Origin of the sequence: Gulosibacter massiliensis, from assembly GCF_900626105.1 — a bacterium.
Taxonomy (GTDB): domain Bacteria; phylum Actinomycetota; class Actinomycetes; order Actinomycetales; family Microbacteriaceae; genus Gulosibacter; species Gulosibacter sediminis.
The window spans coordinates 275043-299238 of sequence record NZ_UYZX01000002.1 but is presented as its reverse complement, the minus strand read 5'-3'; the positions used below and the strand labels follow the sequence as shown (position 1 = coordinate 299238).

The 24196-nt window shown below is 67.1% G+C and carries 19 protein-coding genes; 14 read left to right on the top strand and 5 right to left on the bottom strand.

All coding sequences use genetic code 11. The features are described from left to right. Positions 1 to 147 precede the first annotated feature (147 nt). The gene (locus tag EJL01_RS11205) at positions 148 to 1356 is read left to right on the top strand and encodes an MFS transporter (protein ID WP_241209211.1); all 1209 of its coding nucleotides are present in this window, start codon (positions 148 to 150) and stop codon (positions 1354 to 1356) included. Positions 1357 to 1540: 184 nt separating this feature from the next. Here EJL01_RS11205 and EJL01_RS13380 read toward each other — a convergent pair whose 3' ends face one another. After that, the gene (locus EJL01_RS13380) at positions 1541 to 1669 is read right to left on the bottom strand and encodes a hypothetical protein (RefSeq protein ID WP_284690529.1); all 129 of its coding nucleotides are present in this window, start codon (positions 1667 to 1669) and stop codon (positions 1541 to 1543) included. A gap of 527 nt (positions 1670 to 2196) precedes the next feature. Between EJL01_RS13380 and EJL01_RS11200 the strand changes: the two genes are divergently transcribed. The 4 genes from EJL01_RS11200 to hpaD are packed head-to-tail and all read left to right on the top strand — an operon-like array spanning position 2197 to position 7058. Then, a complete protein-coding gene (locus EJL01_RS11200; RefSeq protein WP_125107718.1) occupies positions 2197 to 3660 on the top strand; it encodes a fumarylacetoacetate hydrolase family protein in 1464 nt (487 codons plus the stop codon). After that, positions 3660 to 4352 (top strand): GntR family transcriptional regulator, encoded by a 693-nt coding sequence (locus EJL01_RS11195; protein WP_125107717.1) that lies wholly within the window; start codon positions 3660 to 3662, stop codon positions 4350 to 4352. Before EJL01_RS11200 ends, EJL01_RS11195 begins: the two co-directional genes overlap by 1 nt. Before the next feature lie 30 nt (positions 4353 to 4382). Next, on the top strand, positions 4383 to 5876 hold the full coding sequence (gene hpaE / locus EJL01_RS11190; protein ID WP_125107716.1) for a 5-carboxymethyl-2-hydroxymuconate semialdehyde dehydrogenase: 1494 nt from the start codon (positions 4383 to 4385) through the stop codon (positions 5874 to 5876). Between the two features lie 39 nt (positions 5877 to 5915). Further along, positions 5916 to 7058 carry a 3,4-dihydroxyphenylacetate 2,3-dioxygenase gene (hpaD, locus tag EJL01_RS11185; protein WP_125107715.1) on the top strand — a complete coding sequence of 381 codons (1143 nt, stop codon included), beginning with the start codon at positions 5916 to 5918 and terminating at the stop codon, positions 7056 to 7058. Positions 7059 to 7202: 144 nt separating this feature from the next. Here hpaD and EJL01_RS11180 read toward each other — a convergent pair whose 3' ends face one another. Together EJL01_RS11180 and EJL01_RS13130 are read right to left on the bottom strand one after the other, a co-directional pair. Beyond that, positions 7203 to 7757, bottom strand: a complete 555-nt coding sequence (locus EJL01_RS11180; protein WP_241209210.1) for a cytosine permease — start codon at positions 7755 to 7757, stop codon at positions 7203 to 7205. Positions 7758 to 7833: 76 nt separating this feature from the next. Beyond that, positions 7834 to 8142: a transposase gene (locus tag EJL01_RS13130; RefSeq protein ID WP_206427733.1), complete on the bottom strand. Its 309-nt coding sequence runs from the start codon at positions 8140 to 8142 to the stop codon at positions 7834 to 7836. A 252-nt stretch (positions 8143 to 8394) separates the two neighbouring features. Here EJL01_RS13130 and EJL01_RS11170 point away from each other — a divergent pair, with 252 nt between their 5' ends. From EJL01_RS11170 to EJL01_RS11155, 4 genes are all read left to right on the top strand, one after another. Then, positions 8395 to 9072 (top strand): DUF4232 domain-containing protein, encoded by a 678-nt coding sequence (locus EJL01_RS11170; RefSeq protein ID WP_125107714.1) that lies wholly within the window; start codon positions 8395 to 8397, stop codon positions 9070 to 9072. Positions 9073 to 9208: 136 nt separating this feature from the next. Next, entirely contained in the window at positions 9209 to 9994 is a 786-nt protein-coding gene (gene hpaH / locus EJL01_RS11165) for a 2-oxo-hept-4-ene-1,7-dioate hydratase (RefSeq protein WP_125107713.1), read from the top strand. Beyond that, on the top strand, positions 9979 to 10803 hold the full coding sequence (locus EJL01_RS11160; RefSeq protein ID WP_125107712.1) for an HpcH/HpaI aldolase family protein: 825 nt from the start codon (positions 9979 to 9981) through the stop codon (positions 10801 to 10803). Before hpaH ends, EJL01_RS11160 begins: the two co-directional genes overlap by 16 nt. Positions 10804 to 10952: 149 nt before the next feature. Then, positions 10953 to 11507, top strand: a complete 555-nt coding sequence (locus tag EJL01_RS11155; protein WP_125107711.1) for a lipoprotein LpqH — start codon at positions 10953 to 10955, stop codon at positions 11505 to 11507. 70 nt (positions 11508 to 11577) lie between these two features. On the opposite strand, the gene EJL01_RS11150 is transcribed toward EJL01_RS11155, so the two are convergent. Further along, complete coding sequence (locus EJL01_RS11150; RefSeq protein WP_125107710.1) at positions 11578 to 12750, bottom strand: acetyl-CoA C-acyltransferase; 1173 nt, start codon at positions 12748 to 12750, stop codon at positions 11578 to 11580. 142 nt (positions 12751 to 12892) lie between these two features. Beyond that, positions 12893 to 13939 carry an enoyl-CoA hydratase/isomerase family protein gene (locus EJL01_RS11145; protein WP_125107709.1) on the bottom strand — a complete coding sequence of 349 codons (1047 nt, stop codon included), beginning with the start codon at positions 13937 to 13939 and terminating at the stop codon, positions 12893 to 12895. 379 nt (positions 13940 to 14318) lie between these two features. Here EJL01_RS11145 and EJL01_RS11140 point away from each other — a divergent pair, with 379 nt between their 5' ends. The 5 genes from EJL01_RS11140 (at position 14319) to EJL01_RS11120 (ending at position 24170) form a co-directional block, all read left to right on the top strand. Then, positions 14319 to 15857, top strand: a complete 1539-nt coding sequence (locus tag EJL01_RS11140; RefSeq protein ID WP_125107708.1) for an aldehyde dehydrogenase (NADP(+)) — start codon at positions 14319 to 14321, stop codon at positions 15855 to 15857. A 638-nt stretch (positions 15858 to 16495) separates the two neighbouring features. After that, on the top strand, positions 16496 to 17731 hold the full coding sequence (locus EJL01_RS11135) for a winged helix-turn-helix domain-containing protein (protein ID WP_241209209.1): 1236 nt from the start codon (positions 16496 to 16498) through the stop codon (positions 17729 to 17731). A gap of 99 nt (positions 17732 to 17830) precedes the next feature. Next, the gene (locus EJL01_RS11130; RefSeq protein ID WP_125107707.1) at positions 17831 to 19777 is read left to right on the top strand and encodes an HsdM family class I SAM-dependent methyltransferase; all 1947 of its coding nucleotides are present in this window, start codon (positions 17831 to 17833) and stop codon (positions 19775 to 19777) included. Further along, entirely contained in the window at positions 19774 to 21060 is a 1287-nt protein-coding gene (locus tag EJL01_RS11125) for a restriction endonuclease subunit S (protein WP_125107706.1), read from the top strand. The genes EJL01_RS11130 and EJL01_RS11125 overlap by 4 nt, the downstream gene beginning before the upstream one ends. Continuing rightward, a complete protein-coding gene (locus EJL01_RS11120) occupies positions 21057 to 24170 on the top strand; it encodes a type I restriction endonuclease subunit R (protein ID WP_125107705.1) in 3114 nt (1037 codons plus the stop codon). Before EJL01_RS11125 ends, EJL01_RS11120 begins: the two co-directional genes overlap by 4 nt. Positions 24171 to 24196 lie beyond the last annotated feature (26 nt).

Below are 24196 nucleotides of genomic sequence, written 5' to 3'. Positions count from 1 at the left end.
ACGATGCTCTCTGTCGCGGGTTGCCCATCCCTCGACCCGACTCGGCAACGTCGCCAGCACATCCACCCGGTGCACTGACGCGCCGCAGCCGAACTCCCCCGGGCCCACCCCACCACCCTGCCGCGCGCACCGTCGAGCGCGACACCGATGAAAGGACGCCGTGATGGCACAGACCACCACACACGACCCGTCACCGTCGAGCCACACCACCATCTCGCTCGCAGAGCGCCGGCGATCCTCTCGGTGTTTGCCGTCTTCGCCGTCGGCTTCCTGATGCGGCCCATCGGTGGCATCTTCTTCGGCTGGCTCGGCGACCGCATCGGCCGCAAGGCCGTGCTGCTCACCACGATGCTCATGATGGCGGCCGCCTGCTTCCTCATCGGCCTCATGCCGACCTTCGCGATGGTCGGTGTGTGGGCCTCGGTGTTCCTCCTCGTACTGCGCTGCGTGCAGGGCTTTGCGCACGGCGGCGAGTCCACCGCATCCATCACCTACATTGCCGAGATCGCGCCGAACGACCGGCGCGGCCAGTGGGGCTCGGTAACGGGCGTGTCGATCATCGGTGGCAGCGTGCTCGCGTTCCTCGTCGGCGCGCTGCTCAACTCGACGCTCGGCGACGAGGCGATGGGCGAGTACGGCTGGCGCATTCCCTTCTTTGTCGCTGGCGTCATGGCACTCGTCGTGCTCTGGATGCGCCGCAAGATGAGCGAGAGCGACGTCTTCGAGAATGCCGCTCAGGAGGTCGAGCACCCGAAGGTGCCGCGCCGCCGCGTCATCGCGATGACGGTGCGCATCATCGCGCTCATCTCGGGCGTCACCTGCTTCAACTACGTGTGGATGACCTATATGACCACGTACGCGATCAACGAGCAGGGCATGGACTCGAGCGCGGCGTACTGGGCGACTGTCATCGGCCAGCTCGCCTGCGTCGTTGTGAGCCCGTTCCTCGGCCGCCTCAGCGACCGCATCGGCCGCAAGCCGATGTACGTTCTCTTCGCGGTGCTCGCGATTGGCGTGACCGTGCCGTTCAGCCTGCTCGTCAACGACCAGCCGTGGACGCTGACGTTGACCGTCGGCCTCGCCCTGTCGATCTGGGCGCTCGCGAACTCGCCCCTCGCCGCGGTGCAGGCCGAGAGCCTGCCGACCTACGTGCGCGGCCGCGGCATCGGCTTCGCCTATTCGCTCGCCGTCGCCGTATTCGGTGGCACCGCGCCGTACCTGAACCAGCTGTTCGTGTCGCTCGAGCAGCCGTGGCTGTTCAACGCCTACGTCATGGGGCTGTGCGGCGTGACGCTGATCGCGTCGTTCTTCTTCCGCGAGACGAAGGGCGCTGACCTCAACAAGCTTGAGGTGTAAGGGGTCGGAGTTCGCTGCCCGAAGCCGCCAGGTTGTGAGGCCCGGCGGCTTTTGGCGTTTCCGGGGTAGGTGGCGGTTCGCGGTGGTGCGGTTTTGGGCAAGGACGAGGGATGTGGACGGGGCGTTGGCAGGGCTGGTTCGGTGGGGCGCGGGGTGTGTCGGTGGCTCTCGAGGCTGGCTTCGGCTAGCGCGCGGCCGGGGCCGCACGGATGGCCCCACCGCATCCGGATGCTGGCGACAGCTGAGCGCGCACCTCGCGCTGGCCACGCAGGGTGTCGCCGAAGTCCCACTTTTCGCGCGAAAACCGGGACATTGGGGACACTCTGCGCCACCTCGATGAGACAACCCGGTCGTGACCACCACAGGGTGTCCCTGAAATCCCACTTTTCGCGAAGAAAGTGGGATGGCGGGGACACTTTGCGGCTTGGGTGCCGCCTAAGCGGCAGCGTCACTCCCCGCCCGCGTTGAGGCGACGCTCCGACTCGCGCGCTAGCGTGGCCAGGGCATCCAGCAAAGCAAGTGAGTAAGGGACCTGGCCGCACCTGCGGGTGAGTCCGCGCCGCGCATCCGACCCACCGACAACGCGCCAAGCCACGCCAACCAGCGCGGCCGAAGCCACGACGTCGGCCGAACCGGCGCACCCGAACGAGCCCAGCGCACCAGCCCAGGCGCGCGCATCCAGCACGAGCCCGCGCTTCGGGCCCCGGCCAAACCACCGGCCCAAACCCCCAAAACTGAGCCTCTGCTGAATGCCCCTTGCGCTCGGCAGGCGATCGTATATCATTTCGTATATCAGCTGCTCACCCGCAGCAGCATCGCAGCGACGCGAAGGGAAACGCAATGTCAGTCGACTTCACCGACCGCACCAACCGCCCCGGCAAGATTCTTGCCTTGCACCTGAACTACCTTTCACGCATCGCCGAGCGCGGCCGCTCCCCCAAGTTCCCCGGCTACTTCATCAAGGCCGGCACGTCGATCGCCAACACCGGCGACACCATCGAGCGACCAAAGGGCACCGAGCTGCTCGCGTTCGAGGGCGAGATCGCCCTCATCATCGGCGAGACCTGCCGCCGCGTCAGCCCCGAAGAGGGCTGGTCGAAGGTCAGCGGCGTCACCGCCGCGAACGACTGGGGCCTCTACGACCTCCGCCACGCCGACAAGGGCTCGAACGTGAAGAACAAGTCGGGCGACGGCTTCACGCCGCTCGGCCCCGAGGTCATCCCGGCCGCCGACCTCGACCCGCAGGCCCTGCGCGTGCGCACCTGGCTCAACGGCCAGCTCGTGCAAGACGACACCACGGCCGAGCTCGCGTTCCCCTTCGGCCAGCTCGTCGCCGACCTCTCGCAGCTCATGACGCTCGAGGCGGGCGACATCATCCTCACCGGCACGCCCTCGGGCAGCTCGGTCGCGCAGCCCGGCGACGTCGTCGAGGTCGAGGTGGATGCGCCTACCGCCGACGGCGCGCCCTCGACCGGCCGCCTGGTCACGAACGTTGTCGAGTCGGCGTACGAGATGGCGGCATTCGGGGCGCAGCCGAAGGTTGACGACACCCAGCGCGAGGAGGCGTGGGGCTCGAAGGCGAAAGCCGGACTCACCGACCCGCGCGCCGTCATCACGCAGGAACTGCGCGAGAAGGTCGCCGAGACCGCCGTCGCCACGCTCTGGGCGCAGCTGCGCAAGCGCGGCGTCGAGAATTGCTCGATCGATGGCCCGACCACGAACCACCCCGGCCGCCGCATCCTCGGCTACGCGAAGACCCTGCGCTACGTGCCGAACCGCGAAGACCTCTTCAAGAAGTTCGGCGGCGGCTACAACGCGCAGAAGCAGGCGATGGATTCGGTCAAGCCCGGCGACGTCGTCGTCATGGAGGCCCGCGGAGAGAAAGGCACCGGCACCCTCGGCGACGTGCTCGCCCTGCGCGCCCAGGTGCTCGGCGCATCCGGCGTGGTCACCGACGGCGGCGTGCGCGACTCGGCCGCGGTCGCCGAACTCGGCATCCCGGTCTACTCGAACGGCTCGCACCCGGCCGTGCTCGGCCGCCGCCACGTGCCGTGGGAGTTCGACGCGACGATCGCCTGCGGCGGCACCACGGTGCAGCCCGGCGACGTCATCGTCGGCGACGACGACGGCGTCATCGTGATTCCGCCGCACCTGTTCGCAGAGGTCGTCAACGACGCGTTCGAGCAGGAAAAGCAGGATGCGTGGGTCTTTGACCAGGTCAAGGCCGGCAACAAGGTCGACGGCCTCTTCCCTCCCACCGGAGAGTGGAAGCAGAAGTACGAGGCCTGGAAGGCCGGCGAATAATGACCACCGCCGTCGAACCCTCGAAGACGCAGCAGGCGTACAACTACTTGCGCGAACGCATCACCTCGGGTGCGTTCGGCCCTGGCTACCGACTCGTGCTCGCGCAGATCTCGAACGATCTCGGCTGCTCGACGGTGCCGGTGCGCGAGGCGATTCGGATGCTCGAGGCCGAGGGCGCGGTGACGTTCGTCCACAACGTGGGCGCGCAGGTGACGATGCTCAACAGCGACGTCTACCACGAGACGATGGAGACGCTCAGCCTCGTCGAGGGCTACGCCACCGCGAAGTCGGCGCCGAAGCTCACGCCCGAGAACCTCGCCGAGGCGCGCGAACTCAACGCGCAGATGCGCGCCCTCACTGAGCTCGAACTCCTCGACGCCGCGAAGTTCACGCGCCTCAACCAGGAGTTCCACGGCGTGCTGTTCCAGCACTGCGACAACTCGCACATCGCCGACCTCGTGCGCCGCGGCTGGCACCGGCTCGAAACCATGCGCGAATCGTCGTTCGCGTTCGTGCCCGGCCGCTCCACCGCATCCGTCGAGGAGCACGAGGCGCTCATCGCACTCATTGAATCCGGCGCATCCCACGACCAAATCGAAACCCAGGCGCGCGAGCACCGGCTCAACACCATGAACGCGGTGCTGCGCTCGCTCAACGCCAAGACCGACCAGGCCCGAGGCCCGCGCGCCTAGCCACATCACCCACCAAGTAAGGAAAATCGCATGACTACTCGTCCCGCAGATCTCCCGAGCCACATCCAGCTCTACATCGACGGTGAGTTCGTCGACGCCAAGTCCGGCAAGACCTTCGACGTGATCAACCCCGCCACCAACGAGACCTACATGACCACGGCCTCGGGCGACAAGGACGACGTCGACCTCGCCGTCGCCGCCGCCCAGCGCGCCTTCGACGAGGGCAGCTGGTCGCGCGCCCTCAACCGCGACCGCTCGCGCGTGCTGCACAAGATCGCCGACATCATCGAGTCGCGCGACGAGCGCCTCGCCCTCATCGAGAGCTGGGACTCGGGCCTGCCGATCACCCAGGCGAAGGGCCAGGCCCGCCGCGCGGCCGAGAACTTCCGCTTCTTCGCCGACCTCATCGTCTCGCAGCAGGACAACGCGTTCCGCGTGCCCGGCCGCCAGATGAACTACGTCAACCGCAAGCCGATCGGCGTCGCCGGCCTCATCACGCCCTGGAACGTGCCGTTCATGCAGGAGTCGTGGAAGCTCGCGCCGGCCATCGCGACCGGGAACAGCGTCGTGCTCAAGCCCGCCAGCTACACCCCGCTCTCGGCCGCCCTGTGGCCCGAGATCTTCGAAGAAGCCGGCCTACCAAAGGGCGTCTTCAACCTCGTGTTCGGCTCGGGCAGCACCGCGGGCGACGCGCTCGTGAAGCACCCGAACGTGCCCCTCATCTCGTTCACCGGCGACAGCTCGACCGGCGCGACCCTCTCGACGAACGCCGCGCCGATGCTCAAGGGCCTCTCGCTCGAGCTCGGCGGCAAGAGCCCCGCCGTCGTGTTCGCCGACGCCGACATCGAGGCCGCGCTCGACGCGACCGTCTTCGGCGTCTTCAGCCTCAACGGCGAGCGTTGCACCGCCGGTTCGCGCGTACTCGTGCAGCGCGACATCTACGACGACTTCGTGGCTCGCTTCGCCGAGCGCGCGAAGAACATCATCGTCGGCGAGCCCGGCGACCCGAAGACCGAGGTCGCGGCGCTCGTGCACCCGACCCACTTCGAGAAGGTCATGGAGTACATCGAGATCGGTAAGTCGGAGGGTCGCCTCCTCGCCGGTGGCGGTCGCCCCGAGAACTTCCCCGAGGGCACCTACGTTGCGCCGACCGTCTTCGCCGATGTGAAGCCCGATGCCCGCATCTTCCAGGAAGAGATCTTCGGCCCGGTCGTCGCGATCACCCCGTTCGACACCGATGAGGAGGCGCTCGAGCTCGCGAACAACACGAAGTACGGCCTCGCCGCCTACGTGTGGACCTCGAACCTCAAGCGCGCGCACAACTTCGCCGGCGCGATCGAGTCGGGCATGGTGTGGGTCAACTCGAACAACGTTCGTGACCTGCGCACCCCGTTCGGCGGCGTGAAGGCGTCGGGCCTTGGCCGCGAGGGCGGCTACCGCTCGGTCGACTTCTACACGACGCAGCAGTCGATTCAGATCACGCTGAACGAGGCGCACAGCCCGCGCTTCGGCACCGGCAAGTAGTCCCGCATCCCCACCACATAGCTACACGGAAGTAGAACAATGTCTGCATTTAGAGAAGAAGACCGCACGTCGGCCGGCTTCTACGTCACCAAGGAAGCCCCGATCGAGCCCGCGAACCCAGTCGCGACCCCGAAGGCCGAAGCGCCGGACATCCTGCGCTGCGCCTACATGGATCTCGTCGTCACCGACCTCGCGCAGTCGCGCGAGTTCTACGTCGACATTCTTGGCCTGCACGTGACCGAGGAGGACGACGAAGCGATCTACCTGCGCTCGACCGAGGAGTTCATCCACCACAACCTCGTGCTGCGCCAGGGCCCCGTTGCCGCCGTCGCCGCGTTCTCGTACCGCGTGCGCACGCCGGAAGACCTCGACAAAGCCGTCGCCTTCTACGAGGAGCTCGGCTGCCGCGTCGAGCGCCGCCCCGAGGGCTTCACGAAGGGCATCGGCGACTCGGTGCGCGTTGAGGACCCGCTCGGGTTCCCCTACGAGTTCTTCTACGAGACCGACCACGTCGAGCGCCTCTCGTGGCGCTACGACCTGCAGATTCCGGGCGAGCTCGTGCGCCTCGACCACTTCAACCAGGTCACCCCGGATGTGCCGCGCGCCGTGCGCCACTACCAGGACCTCGGTTTCCGCGTGACCGAGGACATCCAGGACAAGGACGGCACCGTCTATGCCGCCTGGATGCGCCGCAAGCCGACCGTGCACGACACCGCCGCGACCGGCGGCGATGGCCCCCGTATGCACCACATCGCATTCGCGACGCACGAGAAGCACAACATCCTCGCGATCTGCGACAAGCTCGGCGCGCTACGCCGCTCGGATGCGATCGAGCGAGGCCCCGGCCGCCACGGCGTCTCGAACGCGTTCTACCTCTACCTCCGCGACCCCGACGGCCACCGCGTCGAGATCTACACGCAGGACTACTACACCGGCGACCCCGACAACCCCGTCGTCACCTGGGATGTGCACGACAACCAGCGCCGTGACTGGTGGGGCAACCCGGTCGTGCCCTCGTGGTACACCGACGCCTCGCTCGTGCTCGACCTCGACGGCAAGCCGCAGCCGGTGATCGCCCGCACCGACGCATCCGAGATGGCGCAGACCATCGGCGCCGACGGTTTCTCGTACACCCGCGACGGCGACGACACCAAGGGCTTCAAGGTAGGCAACCAGCTCTAACGAGCATCCCGCCGCTCGTCAAGGCCGCCCGGGCCGCCCGGTGCATCCGCCCTGCCCTGAGCGGCGCCACCAACAGTTGAGTGGTCGTTTTTTGTAGTTTCCAGAGCGGAAACACTACAAAAAACGACCACTCAACTGGTTTTTTTAGGCGGATGCGGACCGGGGTTGGGATGCGGCGCGGGTCGGGGTGGCGCGGGTGCCGTCGCCGAAGAGGCGGACGATGATGAGGTACGCGACGACGGTGACGGTGAAGCCGACAAGCCAGGCGATGTCGATGAACTGGAGCGGCTCGGCGAGCGGGCCCGTGAACAGCGGCGTCACCATGAACGGCACCTGCGCGAGCAGGCCGATCGCATAGGTCGACAGGCCCACCGGGTTCCAGCGGCCGTACTTGCCGTCGCGGTCGAACAGCGCGCTGATGTCATACTCGCCCTTGCGCACAACGAAGTAGTCGGTGAGGTTGATCGCCGACCACGGAATCAGCACGTAGAGCAGCAGCGTCAAGAAGCTCTCGAACATCGTCATGAAGTCGCCCTGCCCGAGAACCGCGATGAGCGTCGCGACCGAACCGCACACGATCGTCGTCCACACCCGCGTGCGCGAGGTAATCACCAACCCGCGGAAGCTCGACTGCATCGTCGTCAGCGCGTTCATCACCGCCCGACGACCTCGCTTGGGGTGATGGGATTCTGCAGCCACCGATAGTAAGGCTGGCGGGAGAGCTTCAAGACCCGGCACGTCACCGTCACAGGGATCCCTGCATCGGCGAGCTCTGTCACGAGCGGGTAGAACCTTTTCTCGGCAAGTTCGCCTGCGACAGATACGCTGCCGCCCGCCTGAGCACCTCGTTCTCCTGCTCCAGCAGCCGGTTCCGTTTCCGCAACTCGCGGATCTCCGCCGCCTCCGCTCGGGACTGGCCCGGCTTCACCCCCTCATCGATATCGGCACGACGCATCCACTTTTGCAGTGTCATCGGGTGGACGCCGAAGTCTCTCGCGATCTGCTCGATCGTGACACCAGGCTCACGACTGAGGGCGACACGGACCACGTCGTCACGGAACTCTTTCGGGTAGGGCTTAGGCACAATGCCATCCTTCCAGGCCCACCCTCACCGGCAAGCCAGATCAGATGTCACTTAACCATGCAGCAGACCCGTTGCCCGCGTGCCTGGCCGGCTTGCCACAGCGGTTGCCCGCGTGCCTGGCTGGCTTGCCGCAGCGGTTGCCATTGTGACTGGCCGCCCCACGAACTGTTGAGTGGTCGTTTTTTGTAGTTATTCCGCCTCACAAACTACAAAAAACGACCACTCAACGCTGTTTTCGAAGAGAATGGGGGTGTGGGGAGATGGCGAGGGATGCGGGCGGCGGCCGGATGCGCGGCGGCCGTGGCGCTGTTGGCCGCGTGCGCGAGCACGGCCGGGTCGCGCATCCCCGAGGCGGATGTTGGCGAGACCGCCGGGGCACCCGACAGCGTCGACGGGGCCAGCGCATCCGCGGCCGGCGAGGCCGACTCGAGTGGCGCATCCGAGCAGCCGTCCGGGCCGCTTGAGGGCTGGGTGACGCATCGCGAATCCGCGATACCGGCGAGCTGCGACGGCACGAGCCAGCTCGCGATTGGCTTCGGCATCGTCGATGCCGCGACGGGCAGCCGGTATCTCGGCGTCGAGGTACTCAACTGCTCGGATGCGCCGGTCACGCTGAGCGAGCCGCCGACGTTCGCGACGGAGACGCTCGACGGCGTCGAGATCGACGTCGAGTGGGAGGCTTCGCCCGGATCCGCATCCGCCCCGACGATCGGCCCCAACGAATCGGCGACGATCGAGCTCTCGTGGCAGTCGAACGGCCGCTGCGAGCGCGGCGCGCAGGTGCTCGAGGTGACGATCGCCGGCGCATCCGGCCGCGTCGAAGACTGCCTCCAACTCGGCAACGACCCGGGCTGGGACGACCCGGCCACCGCATCCGACGCCTACGGCACCGACCCCACCACCGCATCCTGGCGCTACCCCGCCAACTAGCGGTTGAGTGGTCGTTTTTTGTAGTTTCCAGCGCCTGGAAACTACAAAAAACGACCACTCAACCGTTGGAGGGCAAGGGCGGGAACCGTGAGAGGGCATTCGGGCTGGGCGGAGGCAAATCAAATATGATCGGCGCATGCTTGCCAATGACGACATCAGAAAGATTGCCGAGGAGCTCGCCGACGCCGAGCGCACTCACACGGTGATCCCGCGCATCACCGCCCGCTACCCCGACGCGACCGTCGAGGACTCCTACGCAATCCAGGGCGTTTGGCGCGACAGTCAGGTCGACGCCGGCCGCAAGCTCGTCGGACGCAAGATCGGCCTCACCTCGAAGGCGATGCAGGCCGCCACCGGCATCACCGAGCCCGACTACGGTGTCATGTTCGACGACACCGTCTACGAAAACGGCTCGGTCATCGACTTCGACCAGTTCACCAACGTGCGCATCGAGGTCGAGCTCGCGTTCGTGCTCAAGGCACCACTCGAGGGCCCGAACTGCTCGCTGTTCGACGTCATCCGCGCCACCGAGTTCGTTACCCCCGCACTTGAGGTACTCAACTCGCACATCGAGATGGAGGGCCGCACGATCGTCGACACCATCTCGGACAACGCGGCCTACGGAGGCATGGTGCTCGGCGGCGTGCCGATGCGCCCCGACGAGATCGACCTGCGCTGGGTCTCGGCGCTCCTCTACAAGAACGAGACGATCGAAGAGACCGGCGTCGCCGCGGGCGTGCTCAACCACCCCGCCACGGGCGTCGCCTGGCTCGCGAACAAGTTCCACCAGCACGGCTCGCGCCTCGAGGCCGGCGAGATCATCCTCGCCGGCTCGTTCACCCGCCCCATGTGGGTCGAGCGCGGCGACTCGGTCGTGTGTGACTACGGAAAGATGGGCACCATTTCATGTCGTTTTCTCTAGAGCTTCCTCCCACCTTCGCACAGCGCCTCGCTGACGCCGACCGCGGCCTCGCGGGCATGTGGCTCTGCTCGGGCTCGACGGTGAACGCCGAGATCGCGGCCGGCTCGGGCCTCGACTGGGTTCTCATCGACGGCGAGCACGCCCCGCTCTCGCTCGAGTCGATCCAGACCCAGCTGCAGATCCTCGCCGCCTACCCCGCGACCCCGGTCGTGCGCGTGCCCGTGAACAACGAGGTCATCATCAAGCAGTACCTCGACCTCGGCGCGCAGAACCTGCTCGTGCCGATGGTGAATTCGGGCGAGGATGCGGCTGCCGCGGTTCGCGCGGTGCGCTACCCGCCCGCTGGCGTGCGCGGCGTCGGCGCCGCCCTCTCGCGCGGGGGCCGCTGGAACCGCGTCGACAGCTACCTGAAGCGCGCGAACGACGAGCTCGTGTCGCTGTTTGTGCAGATCGAGTCGGCCGACGCGGTCGACAACGTCGAGGCAATCGTGAACACCGACGGCGTCGACGGCATCTTCATCGGCCCGAGCGACCTCGCTGCTTCGATGGGTTTCATCGGCCAGCAGACGCATCCGGATGTGCTGGCCGGCGTGCGCTCGGCGATCGCGGCCGCCCGCGCGGCGGGCAAGCCGGTCGGCATCAACGCGTTCGACCAGCAGGTCGCGCTCGGCTACCTCGACGACGGCATGGACTTCATCCTCGTTGCCGCCGACGTGTCGCTGCTCGCCCGCGCATCCGAGAAGCTCGCCGACACGTTCATCCACAAGCGTGTCGGCAGCGCCGGTCAAGGTGAGCGCGCCAGCTACTAAGCGATGCGAGTGGCGCCAGCCCCGAGCAGCACGTGTCGTCGGCCTTCGGGCTGAGATCGACGACCAGCGCTATCGCGGGCTGGTGCCGCGCAAATAGCATCCAAGCAGCGCCCCGCAACGACCTGCGCGGCCGTCAGAAAGGCACTGCAATGAACCGCAAGCACCTCATCTCTCTCGTCGCCGCAGCCTCGCTGCTCGCGACCCTGACCGCCTGCAGCAGCGGCGACGCCGACGAGCCGGCCACCGACAGCAACCAGGATTCGAGCGACACCGGCAGCAACGAGTCGGAAGACACGACGAGCGAAGACTCGGCAGCCGAGGAAGACGGCGCGAGCAGCGGTTCGGGCGACTTCTCGCTCACGGTCGACGGCCAGTCGGTCGAATTCGGCGACGCGACCGTCACCTGCGCCGACTCGGAGCTGGGCTTCGCGATCTCGGTCGCCTCGCCCGACCTCGACGCGTCGTCCGGCCAGGCACTCGGCGCCGTGCTCACGAGCGCCGAATACGCAACCGTTGAGTCGCTCGGCCTGACCGATGGCCACGGCAACAGCCTCGCCTACGCGGCGGGCACCGGCCAGGGATCGGCCGAGGCGACCGTCGACGGCAACACCTACACGATCTCGGGTGAGGCCATGTCGACCAACCTCTCGGATCCGACGAGCATTGACACCGTGCCGTTCGAGTTCACGGTGACCTGCCCGTAGTCGGCAGCCGCACGCACAGCGGGCCGGGTGACGCACAACGCGTCGCCCGGCCCGCTTTCGTGTGCCCAGGCTAGAGCGCGCGCAGCACGACCGCGCTGCCCTGCCCGCCACCGCCACAGATGCCGACGGCGCCGAGCGAGCCCGTGCCCGCGGTCTGCAGCTGGCGCGCGAGGGTGCCGACGATGCGGGCACCGGATGCGCCAATCGGGTGGCCGAGCGCGATCGCCCCGCCGTGCTGGTTGACTACGTCGAGGTCGATGCCGAGCTCGCGCGCCGACTGCACGCCGACGGCCGCGAAGGCCTCGTTGATCTCGACAGCGGCGAGGTCGGATGCGCTGGCTGCGTCGATCTTCGCGAGCGCGGCCGAGATCGCGCGCGCGGGCTGCGAGTGGAGGTGGTTGTCGGGGCCGGCGACGAACGCGGTCGCCTCGATGCGCGCGAGCGGCGTGAGGCCGAGCCGTTCGGCGGCGGCCTCGCTCACGATGACGAGCGCGGCGGCGCCGTCGGTGATCTGCGAGGCGTTGCCGGCGGTGATCGTGCCATCCTTCGTGAACGCCGGGCGCAGGCCAGCGAGCGACTCGGTCGTCGTTTCAGGGCGCACGCCGTCGTCGGCGTCGATGACGGTGTCGCCCTTGCGCGAGGTCACCGTGAACGGCGCGATCTCGCCGGCGAAGAACTCGGCCGAGGCCGCCGCGCGCTGGTGCGAGGTCGCCGAGAACGCGTCCTGCTCTTCGCGGGTGAGCCCGAGCGGCACGTTGCCTTCTTCGGTGAGCGCGCCCATCGCGACCTGGTCGAAGGCGTCCGAGAGGCCGTCGTGGTCGACGGTGTCGATGAAGGTCGCGGGGCCGTACTTCACGCCGGCGCGCAGCGGCGCGACGTGCGGGGCGAGCGACATCGACTCCTGCCCGATGGCGACGACGACGTCAGCCTCGCCCGCCGCGATGACGCGCGCGGCCTGCGACACCGCCTCAGTGCCCGAGAGGCACACTGCGTTGATCGTGATGGCCGGCACATTCATCGAAATGCCCGCACCGACTGAGCTCTGGCGGGCCGGGTTCTGGCCCGCGCCGGCCTGCAGCACCTGGCCGGCGACGACGAGGTCGACCTCGTCGGGGCTGACGCCCGCGCGCTCGAGCGCGGCCTTCGCGGCGTGCGCGCCGAGCACGGTGGCGGGCTGCGCCGCGAGCTTGCCGGTGAACCGGGTAAAGGGAGTGCGGGCGTACCCCGCCACGAGTGCGGCCATGAGAGTGCTCCTCGAATCTCGGCCGCGAGCGAACCCGCGGCGTTGCGACGTGTGGGCCCGAAGCGCGGGCCGTTCAGTTTCTATTGTGCCTGCCTCCACCGACATCGGGCTGCACGCGGCGCTGCTGCCCGCCCGGCGCCGCCTATCCGAACAGCGCGGCGGTCGCGTCGGTCTCGAACATGCGCGAGATCTCGGCCGGGTCGACGTCCTCGAGCCGCGGCGGCTGCCACTGCGGATCGTTGTCCTTGTCAACGACGGGCGCCCGCACGCCCTCGGCGAAGTCGGGCGCCGTCGCGAGGTGCATCCCCACCCGGTACTCGCGCGCGACCGCGGCCCGCAGACCCGGCTCGGCCCGCGCATCCCGCAGCAGCCGCGCGGTCACCTCGAGCGAGGTCGGGGACATCTGCCGGATGCTCGCTGCGGCCTCCCCCGCGGCCGCCTGCCCCGCCGCGGCCAGCGCATCCAGCTCAGAGAGAACATCCGTCACCCGCTCGTGCCGGTAGGCGACGTCGATCCAGTCGCGCTGCGGCAGGAGCTCGGGCTCGGGCGCGGGTTCGGCGAAGCGCGCGACCACCGCATCCGCAGCCTCAGTCTCGAGCGCCTCGAGCAGCTCCCCGAGCCGCGCCGACGGCACGAACGCGTCGGCGAATCCACCGGCGATCGCGTCGCCCGCGCCGAACGTGCCCGCGGTGAGCGCAACGTGCATCCCCACCTCGCCGGGCATCTCGGCGAGCCGCCAGCTGCCGCCGACGTCGGGCAGAAAACCGATGCGCACCTCGGGCATGCTGAGGCGGCTGCGCTCGGTGACGATGCGGTGCGAGGCGTGGGCGCTGAGGCCGATGCCGCCGCCGAAGGTGATGCCGTCGAGCAGCGTCACGTACGGCATCGGCAATTCGTTGAGCTTCACGTCGAGCCGATACTCGAGCGCGAGAAAGTCGTAGAACAGCTGCGGGTTGCCCGCCTCGAGCGCCAGGCGCGACTCGGCGATGTCGCCGCCGGCGCAGAGGGCGCGCTCCCCCGCGCCCGTGAGCGCGAGCTGGCGGATGCTCGGGTCGGCGAGCCACGCATCCACCTGCGCGTCGATGAGCTGCAACATCTCGAACGAGAGGGCATTGAGCTGCCTCGGGCGGTTCAGGGTGATGAGGCCGAGGTGGCCGCGCTGGTCAAAGAGCACCGGTGAAGCTGTCATAGCGGTCTCCACCCTAGCCCGGCGGTGCTGCACGGGCCTCGGCAACTCTGCCGGCGCATCCGTGCGTGAACGTGTTCGGCCCCGAGCCGAATCGTGCCGTGTAACGCTCGGACCGGGACCCGGCGACAACCATAATTGGACATTGTCCGTGTTGTCTTCGTGCCTTCACACAAGGATTCGGCCGCGGATCGTGCCAGTTCGTGCATTCATCAATGCGGATGGCCCACCGATCGCCTACAGCGCAACGATTTCGGGTTTCGGGAAGGCCTCGCGCGATAGGCTTCGTGGACGTTCGGCAGGCGGCTGCTGCGCGCTTTTTTTGCGCCCGCCACCGAGCTGATGCACGCAGGCAGCAGCACGAGTTTCAGGGATGATGCTAATGACTACACCGCACACCAACAGCCCGTTGATTCAAGAGCTCGACCCCGAGATCGAGGCGCTCGTTGCCGCCGCCGACGCGGCCGCACTTGCCTACGCCGACACGAACCCGAAGGAGCGCGGCGCCGCGCTCGTCGCCGCCGCTGACGCGCTCGACGCGAACGCCGACGAACTCGTCGCGATCGCCCAGGAAGAAACCGGTCTCTCGGAGGGTCGCCTTCGCGGCGAGCTCAACCGCACCGCGGTGCAGTTGCGCCTGTTCGCCGACGTCATCGTCGACGGTGCCTACCTCGATGCCCGCATCGACTACCTCGACACCGACTACGCCCTCGGCGTGCGCCCCGACCTGCGCCGCGTACTGCAGCCCGTCGGCCCGACCGTCGTGTTCGCGGCCTCGAACTTCCCGTTCGCCTTCTCGGTCGCCGGTGGCGACACCGCCGCGGCCCTCGCCGCCGGTAACCCCGTGCTGCTGAAGTCGCACTCGGGCCACCCGAAGCTCTCGGTGCGTACGGGCGAGATCGTCGCCGCGGCGCTCAAGGGTGCCGGCCTACCCGACGGCGTCTTCGCCGTGTTCAGCGGCCAGGAGAACGGCACCGCGGTGCTCAAGGACCCGCGCATCCAGGCCGGTGCCTTCACTGGTTCGGAGTACGTCGGCCGCCTGCTCGCCGACATCGCGGCCGCGCGCCCGCAGCCAATCCCCTTCTACGGTGAGCTCGGCTCGACAAACCCCGTGTTCGTCACCCAGGCCGCCCTCGACACCCGCGCCGACGACATCGTGAGCGGCTTCGCCACCTCGATCTCGGGCTCGGCCGGCCAGCTCTGCACGAAGCCCGGCTTCGTGTTCCTGCCCGAAGGCCACGGCCTCGACGAGCAGCTCGTCGCCGCGTTCGCCGCGGCAAACGAGTCGACCGGCGAGCAGCGCCTGCTCAACCCGGGCATCACCCGCGGCTACAACAAGCGGCGCGACGAGGTGCTCGCCGCCAACGGCGTGCGCGTCATCACCGAAGGTTCGTCGCGCGTCGACGACGACAAGCAGGGTTGGACCACCCCGACCATCGTCGCCGTCTCGCTCGACGACTTCCGTGCCGGTCGCGAGGCAATCCTCGCCGAGGTGTTCGGCCCGTTCTCGGTGCTCGTTGAGGTACCCGCAGGCACCGACTACGCCGCGCTCGTCAACGAGTTCTTCACCGGTTCGCTCACCACGACCATCCAGGCTGCTGAGGGCGAGGAGAGCGACGAGCTCACGTCGCTCGTGCGGGCCCTGCGCCAGGTCTCGGGCCGCATCCTGTTCGGCGGCTGGCCGACCGGTGTCGCCGTGACCTACGCGCAGCAGCACGGTGGCCCGTGGCCCGCGACGACGAACGACTCGTCGACCTCGGTGGGCACCGCGGCAATCGGTCGCTTCCTGCGCCCGGTCGCATTCCAGTCGATGCCGGATGCCCTGCTCCCGGCCCCGCTGCAGAGCTCGAACCCGTGGGGCGTGCCCCAGCGCATCGACGAGGCCGGCGCCTCGAAGACGTGGGGATCGACCGCGCGGTAGTTTGCGGTTGATCGCTGGGTTGAGCGGTTAAGTGAAGGATGCTCGTGGGCTTGGCCCGCGGGCATCCTTCGGTTTCCGGGGGAGGTGGGGCTGGGTAGGTGCGCCTGTGTGAGATGGACCGTGGTGGGGAGGCAAGGACGGGATACGTGAGGTCGGGCAGGTGCGCCGGTCTGGGATGGGCCATGGTCGGGAAGCAAGGACGGGATACGTGGGTCTGGGACGCTCGCGCTGGCGCGGTCACGCGCCTGGCCGAGCCCGCGCATCCGGCCACGCCCGCGCATCCCGTCACGGTCACGCAAAGTGAGTCGAAGTTACGGAACATCGCGCGAGAAACCGTAAATTGAACTCACTTTGCGGCGAGGGTGCCCTCCCAGCAGCGACACCCACCCGATTCCCGCCACCACGCAGACGTCACGACACAGAGGGTCCCCGATATCCCAGTTCTCGGCGAAAAAGTGGGATCTTGGGGACACTCGATTGGCCGGGCCACGCTCGCGGGTTCGGCACCGCCACAGGGTGTCCCCGATATCCCAGATTTCGGCGAAAAAGTGGGATCTTGGGGACACTCGACGGGCAAAGGCGCACGCCGAGCGGGCGGCGCGTTGACGCGCCCAGGCTGGGTGACTAGCGTCAGCGAAGTGACCCGCACCCTGACTCTCGCCCAGGCGCGCCGCGTCGCCATCGCCGCGCAGGGGCTCGATCGCCCGCGCCCCGACACCGTGACGATGCGGCAGCTCACCGGCGTGCTCGACCGCATCGGGCTGCTGCAGATCGACTCGGTCAACGTGCTCACCCGCGCGCACCTGCTCCCCCTCTTCGCGCGCCTCGGCCCGTACGACACCGCCCTCCTCGACCGCGCGACCAGCAAGGCCCCGCGGCGCCTCATGGAGACCTGGGCGCACGAGGCGACTTACGTGCCGTCGACGACGTTCCCGCTCCTCATGTGGAAGCGCCGCAACTGGGGCGGCATGAACGCCGCGAACCTCGAGGCGAAGCATCCGGGCATCTTCGAGCTCGTGCAGGGCATCGTCGCCGAGCACGGCCCACTCACCGGCCGCGAGCTCGAGCGCTACGTCGACGAGGCGCACGCCGCGCGACCGACCGGCGGCTGGGGCTGGTCGTGGAGCGGCGCGAAGGTTGCGCTCGAAATCCTCTTCGACGAAGGCGTGCTCACCGCATCCCGCCGCAACGCCCAGTTCGAGCGCGTCTACGACCTCACCGAGCGCGTGCTCCCGCCGAAGATCGCCGCCGAACCCATCCCCGACCGGCCGGATGCGGTGCGCGAGCTCGTGCGTATCTCGGCCCGCGCGCACGGCATCGGCTCGCAGCGATGCCTCGCCGACTACTTCCGCCTCGACCTCGCGAGCACGAAGCAGGCGATCGACGAGCTCGTCGACCTCGGCGAGCTCGTCCCCGTGACCGTGCACGGCTGGGATCGTCCGCTCTGGCTCGCGGCCGGGGCGCGCATCCCCCGCCGCACCGACGCGCGGGCGCTGCTCGTACCGTTCGATCCGCTCGTGTTCGAGCGCCGGCGCCTGCTCGAGCTGTTCGGCATGCACTATCGCATCGAGATCTACACGCCCGCGTACAAGCGCGTGCACGGCTACTACGTGCTGCCGTTCCTGCTCGGCGAGCACCTCGTCGCGCGCGTCGACCTCAAGCACGATCGCGCGCGGGGCGTGCTGCTCGTGCGCTCGGCGTTCGCCGAACAGCCGGATGCGCTGGCCGCAAAGACCTGGCCGCGCGCGGATGTGGTGGTCGCGAACCTCGCCGAGGAGCTCGCGACGATGGCCCGCTGGCTCGGCGCCGATGCGGTCGAGGTCGAGGCAGATGCGCGCGGCGACCTCGCGACGCCGCTTCGCCTGGCATCCTGAACAACGCACTTAACGAATTCCCGTGTCGCTGGTGTGCGGCAAGATAGAAACATCGGCACTTCCCGCCCCGCCAGTTGTGAAGAAGGAACGCGTTCGCCAGTGGTCAATCACGTGAATTTCATTTGGAATATTGCCGAGTCGCTGCGGGGCCCGTTCAAGCCGGCTGAATACGGCCAGGTCGTGCTGCCGTTCACGGTGCTGCGGCGCCTGGATGCGGTGCTCGCGGCGACGAAGCCGGACGTGCTCGCGCTCGCCGACAGCCTCGGCGACGTGCCCGAGATTCTGCGCCACATGGAGCTGACGAAGGCGTCGGGCCAGGAGTTCTACAACACGAGCCCGTTCGACATGGCAAAGCTCATCGCCGACCCGAACGACCTGCGCCAAAACATTGCCGCGTATATCGCCGGGTTCTCCACCAACGTCCGCGATATCTTCGACCGCTTCGAATTCGAGACGACGCTGAACAAGCTCGCCCAGAAAAACAAACTCTTCGCGGTTACCGAGAAGTTCGCGCACGCTGACTTCCACTCCGACCGCGTCAGCAATATCGACATGGGCCTCATCTTCGAGGAGCTCATCCGCTGGGCAAACGAGAAGTCGAACGAGACGGCGGGCGACCACTACACCCCGCGCGAGGTGATCTCGCTCATGGTCGAGCTGCTGTTCGCGCTCGACGACGACGCGCTCTCGCGCTCAGGCGTCGTCCGCTCGATCTACGACCCGACGGCGGGCACGGGCGGCATGCTCTCGGTGGCCGACGAGTACCTGCGCCGCGCGAACCCGGGCATTCAGCTGAGCCTCTACGGCCAGGACTACAACGACTACTCCTACGCCATCTGCAAGGCCGACATGGTGATCAAGGGCCAGGACGTCGACAACATTCGCCTCGGCGACACCCTCACCGAAGACCAGTTCGAAGACAAGAAGTTCGACTATGGCCTCTCGAACCCGCCCTTCGGCGTGGACTGGAAGGACCAGCGCGAATTCATCGACGACGAGCACGCGCGCCTCGGCTTCGCCGGCCGCTTCGGCCCGGGCACGCCCGCGGTGAGCGACGGCGCCATGCTCTTCCTGCTCCACCTCGTCAGCAAGATGCGCCGCACCGAAGACGGCGGCTCGCGCGTCGGCATCGTGCTCAACGGCTCGCCGCTGTTCTCGGGCGGCGCGGGCGGCGGCGAGTCGAATATTCGCAAGTGGCTGCTTGATAACGACCTCGTCGAGGCCATCGTCGGCCTGCCGAAAGACATGTTCTACAACACCGGAATCTCGACGTACATCTGGGTACTCAGCAACCGCAAGGACGAGGAGCGCAAGGGTAAGGTGCAGCTCATCGACGGGCGCGAGTTCTTCGTGAAGCTGCGTAAGGGCCTCGGCTCGAAGCGCAACGAGCTCTCGCGCGGCGACATCGCGCGAATCGTGCAGCTCTACGCCGAGTTCGAGGAGACCGAGCACTCGAAGATCTTCCGCAACGACGACTTCCTCTACCGCACCATCACGGTCGAGCGGCCGCTCAAGCTCAACTGGCAGGCGACGCCCGAACGCATCGACGCGGTGTTCGAGACCCGCCCCGTCAAGAAGCTCAACGAAGCGGATGCGCAGATACTGCGCGACGCGCTCGTCGCCCTGGGTGCGGAGCTGGCCTGGAAGAACCGCGGCGAGTTCCAGCAGGCGCTGAAGCAAGCGGTCAAGGGCCGGATGCTGTTGCCGGCACCGCTGCTAAAGGCAATCACGACGGCGCTCGGCGAGCACGACGACACCGCCGAGGTCTGCACCGACGCGAAGGGCAAGCCCGAGCCCGACACCTCGCTGCGCGACACCGAGAACGTGCCATGGAATGAGGATGTCGACGACTACGTGGCCCGCGAGGTGTTGCCCTTCGTGCCCGACGCCTGGGTCGACCACTCGAAGACCAAGGAGGGCGCGGAGATTCCCTTCACCCGCCACTTCTACAAGTACGTGCCGCCGCGCCCGCTCGAGGAGATCGACCGCGACCTCAACGAGGTCATGGACCAGCTCCGCACCATGCTCGCGGAGGTCGAGCAGTGAATCACCGGCTGCGCGAAAGCAACGTGGCCTGGATAGGTTCGGTTCCCGACACCTGGAATATTGTTCCGGCGAAAGGTCTCTTCACCGAGCGGAAGCAGCGAAACGAACCCGAGGACGTTCATCTCACTCCCTCGCAAAAATACGGCGTCTTGCCACAAGCCGAGTACATGCAGATCACCGGTAGCAAGGTAGTCCTGAACCTCACTGGCGCCGACAACATGCGCCACGTCGAACCAGGTGACTTTATTAGCCATTTGAGAAGCTTCCAGGGTGGCCTCGAATACTCCGAAACTCAAGGAAAGGTAAGCGCGGCCTACACGGTGATCACCCGTCGTACTGAAATATCAGGCGCCTATTACAAGTACCTTTTCAAGAGCGCTCAGTATGTTCAAGCGCTTCAGACAACGACAGACCAGCTCCGTGATGGCCAGTCCATCCGTATGTCTCAGTTCAAGCAGATCCCGCTTCCACAACCTCCACTTGACGAGCAGCAAGAGATCGCCGACTACCTTGACCGGGAGACGACGCAGATCGACGCGTTCATCGCGAAGAACGAGGAACTCATCGCGCTCCTCACTGAACGTAGGTTCGCGATGGTCAAGTTCGCAGTTACAAACGGCGTTGGCAGCCCCACAACGATGGTGAATAGCGGCGTGGAATGGATCGGCGAAATACCTGCACATTGGGAAATTCGGCCGCTTCGTTGGACAGTCAACATGAAAACCGGATCGACGCCTTCAGGTGAAAACGTCTTCTCGGATGAACCGGGCGCTCAATGGATACGACCGGACGACATCGACACCACAGGTGCAGGCAGCGTGGCGACCAGATGGCTCACGCCGTTCGGTGCCTCGCAAGGCAAAGCAACCAAATCAGGGGACACTCTCCTCTGCACGATTGGAGCAACGATCGGCAAAGTGGGTCGAGTCGACGATGACGGCATCTTCTTCAACCAACAAATTACGTCGCTCAGCTGGTCGATGGACCCTAACTTCCTATTCTGGGCGATGGTTGGAGCTAGAGACGCAATCAAGGGCCTCTCGGTCGGCAATACTCTCCCGATCCTCAACAATGACAAGTTGGCAACCTTGCGCATTCCGGTGCCGCCTATGTCTGAGCAGAAACGCATAGTGCAGCGGATCAGTTCACAGACCTCACGAGTCGACAATTCGATCGAAACAGCCCACCATGCGATCGAGCTCGCGAAAGAGCGTCGGGCCGCGCTGATCTCGGCGGCCGTGACTGGCAAGATCGATGTGAGCAAGGAGGCCAGCGCGATATGAGCATGTACGGGGCGCATCGGGAGTCGGTGCTCGAAACCGAGATCGCTGAGCATCTCGCGGCGAACGGGTGGCTCTACTCCCCCACTGACGAGGGCTACGACCGCGAGCTTGCCCTCTATCCCGATGACGTCTTCGCGTGGCTGGGCGAATCCCAGCCGGAGACGCACGCGAAGGCGATTCGCGCATCCGACAGCCCTGCGCAGCAGGCCGCGGCCAAGGCCGACCTCCTCCGCAACTTGACCAAGCGCCTCGACAACGACCCGTTCAAGAACGGCGGCACCCTGCGCATCCTGCGCGAGGGGTTCACCTTCGTGCCGATGCGCGGCGGGTCGATCAAGGTCGACATGGCGCAGTTCCGCCCCGCCACCTCGATCAACCCGGCGACGCAGGCGCGCTACGAGGCCGTGCGCCTGCGAGTGATGCGGCAGGTGCACTACTCGACCCGCCACCCGAACCGCGCGCTCGACCTCGTGCTGTTCGTCAACGGCCTGCCCGTCGCGACGATCGAGCTGAAGACCGACTTCACGCAGTCGGTCGGCAACGCGGTGACGCAATATCAGTTCGACCGCAACCCCGCGGGCGAGCCGCTGTTCGGCTACGGTCGGCGCTCGCTCGTGCACTTCGCCGTCTCGAACAGCGCGGTGAAGATGACGACGAAGCTCGCGGGCGCGAAGACCCGCTTCTTGCCCTTCGACCAGGGCAACAACGAGGGCGCGGGCAACCCGCAGAACCCGAACGGCTCGGCCACCTCGTACTTCTGGCAGGAGATTCTGCAGCGCGACACCTGGCTGCAGCTGTTCGGCTCGTTCGTGCACACCCAGATCGACGTCGACACCAACCCCGACACGGGCAAGAAAACGCGCACCGAGAAGATCCTCTTCCCCCGCTACCACCAGTGGCGCGCCGTGACCCGGCTAGTCGCCGCAGCCCGCGCCGAGGGCGCCGGGCAGCGCTACCTCATTCAACACTCGGCGGGCTCGGGCAAGACGAACTCGATCTCGTGGCTCGCGCACCAGCTCTCGCAGTTGCACGACGCCGACAACGAGCGCGTCTTCGACACCGTCGTCGTGGTCACCGACCGTACGGTGCTCGACAAGCAGTTGCAGGACGCGATCGCGCAGTTCGAGAAGCAGGCCGGCGTCGTGCAGTCGATCACGCGCGACTCGGGCGACTCGAAGTCGAAGGTGCTCGCCGAGGCGCTCGTGGCGGGCAAGCACATCGTGATCGTGACGATCCAGACGTTCGAGGCGCTCATCGACACGATTCAGCAGCTACCCGAGCTGCGCGGCCGCCGCTTCGCGGTGATCGCCGACGAGGCGCACTCGTCGCAGACCGGCTCGACCGCCGGGGCGCTCACCAAGGTGCTCTCGCCCGACGAGCGGGCCGCGGTCGCCGAGGGCGCGCCGATCGACTCGGAGGCGTACCTGCAGTGGGCGATGGCGGTGACCGCCGGCGCCTCGAACATCTCGTACTTCGCGTTCACGGCCACGCCGAAGCAGAAGACGCTCGAGCTGTTCGGGCGGGTGCCCGAGGGCGGCACGCTGCCCGAGCCGTTCGACCTCTACTCGATGCAGCAGGCGATCGAGGAGGGGTTCATCCTCGACGTGCTCGAGAACTACACGCCCTACAAGGTCGCGTGGGAGCTGCAGCATCCGGGCGCCGACTACGACGGCAGCGAGCCCGTCGACGAGTCGACCGCGGCGAAGGCGCTCGTGCAGTACGTGCGCCTGCACCCGACGAACATCAGTCAGAAGGCGAAGATCGTCGTCGACCACTTCCGTAGCTTTGTCGCGCCGCTGCTCGACGGCAAGGCGAAGGCCATGGTCGTCACCGGCTCCCGCAAAGAGGCCGTGCGGTGGAAGAAGTACCTCGACAAATACCTGGTTGACGCGCACATCCAGGGCGTGCAGGCCCTCGTCGCGTTCTCGGGCACGGTCGACGACCCGGAGGACGTGGGCACGGACCTCACCGAGGCGAAGATGAACGAGGGCGTGCGCACGGCCGACCTCGCCGAGGCGTTCAAGCCGTCGACGTACAACGTGATGATCGTGGCCGAGAAGTTCCAGACCGGCTTCGACCAGCCGCGGCTCGTGAGCATGTACGTCGACAAGAAGCTCGGCGGCGTGCAGGCCGTGCAGACGCTCTCGCGCCTCAACCGCATGTACCCGGGCAAAGACAAGACGTACGTGCTCGACTTCGTCAACGAGCCCGAGGAGATCCTCGCCGCATTCCTGCCGTACTACCGCAAGGCATCGCTGACGGCGACGACCGACCCGAACCTCATCTACGACCTCGTCGGCAAGCTCGACGTGGCCGGCATCTACACGATGGAGGAGGTCGAGCGGGCCTTCGACGCCGCGCTCGCTGGTGGCGCGAACGCGAACAGCAAGATCAGCGCCGCGACGCGGCCCGCCGTCGACCGCTTCCAGCACCGGTGGTTCGAGGCCGTGATGAGCCGCGACGAGGCCGCGCAGGAGGAGCTGCTGCTGTTCAAGCGCGACGCGCAGGCGTTCGTGAAGTTCTACGACTTCATCTCGCAGGCGCGCAACCTCGAGGACACCGGCTTGCCTCGGCGGCACTATTTCTTCCGGCGCATCCTGCCGCAGTTGCGGACGGCGACGGTCGATGAGCCGATCGACATTTCGCAGGTCGAGCTGCGCAGCTACCGCATCTCGAAGGGCGAGACCGTCAAGCTCACGCTCGAGCAGGGCCCGGGCCTCGACCCGATCACCGCGATTGGCTCGGGTGCGGTGCACGAGAAGCATCGCGACGAGCTGCAGAAGATCATCGACAAGCTCAACGAGCGCTACGGCGGCAAACACCCGCCCGGCGCTGTCGACTACACGTTCAACAACGTGCTCATGCGCCTCTCCCGCGACGAGGAGCTCGCCGAACAGGCGCAACACAACACCTCGCATCAGTTCGAGGAGTCGCCAGCGCTACCCCGGGCCTTCGCGCGGGCGATGATGCGCGCCCGCAGCGAAACCCCGCAGATCATCGACGACGTCCTGGGCGACTCGGAGATCTTCGCGGAGCTCGCCCGGGCAATCCCCGCGATGCTCTACGAGACCTTCAGAAAGAACGGTCGCCCCGAAGACCCCCGCGCTTAGACAGAAACATCCCGGTTGGATGGCGT